The sequence below is a fragment of the Pseudomonas sp. ACM7 genome (genome assembly GCF_004136015.1).
GTDB classification, from domain to species: Bacteria; Pseudomonadota; Gammaproteobacteria; order Pseudomonadales; family Pseudomonadaceae; genus Aquipseudomonas; species Aquipseudomonas frigoris.
This window is the reverse complement of record NZ_CP024866.1, coordinates 1172193-1173395: the sequence shown is the minus strand read 5'-3', so window position 1 is coordinate 1173395 and position 1203 is coordinate 1172193. Positions and strand designations below refer to the sequence as shown.

Genomic DNA, 1203 nt, shown 5'->3' with positions numbered 1-1203 from the left:
TCGCTTCCAGTTCATCGGTCAGCTGCTGGTAGCCGGCGCTTTGCGCGGCCGGGGCGAACGGGTGCAGGGCGCCGAACTCGGCCCAGGTCACCGGGATCATTTCGCTGGCGGCGTTGAGTTTCATGGTGCACGAGCCCAGCGGGATCATGGTGCGATCCAGGGCCAGGTCCTTGTCGGCGAGCTTGCGCAGGTAGCGCATCAGCTCGGTTTCCGAGTGGTAACGGTTGAACACCGGGTGGCTGAGGATGGGCGACTGGCGCAGCAGGGCGGCCGGGATCGTGCTAGTCACCGAAGCGGCGAGAGCAGCGAAGTCCGGCAGGGTTTTGCCGTCGGCCAGCAGGGCCCACAGGGTTTCCACGTCGGCTTGCGACGTGGTTTCGTCGAGGGACAGGCCCAGACGTTCGGCATCGATTACGCGCAGGTTGATCTGCTGGGCACGCGCCTGATCGTGCAGCTTGGCGGTGTTGGCGCCAGTGTTCAGGGTCAGGGTGTCGAAGAAGCTGGCTTGCTCGACGTTCAGACCGATTGTTTTCAAGCCTTGGGCCAGAATCGCGGTCAGGTGATGCACGCGGTTGGCAATCTGCGTCAGGCCTTTCGGGCCGTGGTACACGGCGTACATGCTGGCGATGTTGGCCAACAAGACCTGCGCGGTGCAGATGTTGCTGGTGGCTTTCTCGCGGCGGATGTGTTGCTCGCGGGTCTGCATCGCCAGGCGCAGGGCCGGCTTGCCGAAACGGTCGACGGAGACGCCGACCAGACGGCCCGGCATGTCGCGCTTGAATGCATCCTTGGTGGAGAAATATGCCGCGTGCGGGCCGCCGAAGCCCAGCGGCACGCCGAAGCGTTGCGCGCTGCCGATGGCCACGTCGGCGCCGAATTCGCCTGGCGGGGTGAGCACGGTCAGGGCCAGCAGGTCGGCCGCCACGGCCACCAGCGCGTTGGCGGCGTGGAAGCGTTCGGTCAGTTCGCGGTAATCGAAGACGTCACCGTTGCTCGCCGGGTATTGCAGCAGGGCGCCAAAGAAGGTGCTGACGTCAGTCAGTTCAAGTTCGTCGCCCACCACCACGTCGATGCCCAGCGGCTCGGCCCGGGTGCGCAGCACGTCGAGGGTTTGCGGGTGGCAATGCACGGAAGCGAAGAACGCATGGCTGCCCTTGTTCTTGCTCAGGCGTTTGCACCCTTGTTCTTGCTCAGGCGTTTGCA

The 1203-nt window shown here is 65.0% G+C and carries 1 pseudogene; it reads right to left on the bottom strand.

The annotated features are described in order from the left end of the window. Positions 1 to 1203 (bottom strand): annotated as a pseudogene (locus CUN63_RS05715) (glycine dehydrogenase (aminomethyl-transferring)); the annotation flags it as partial.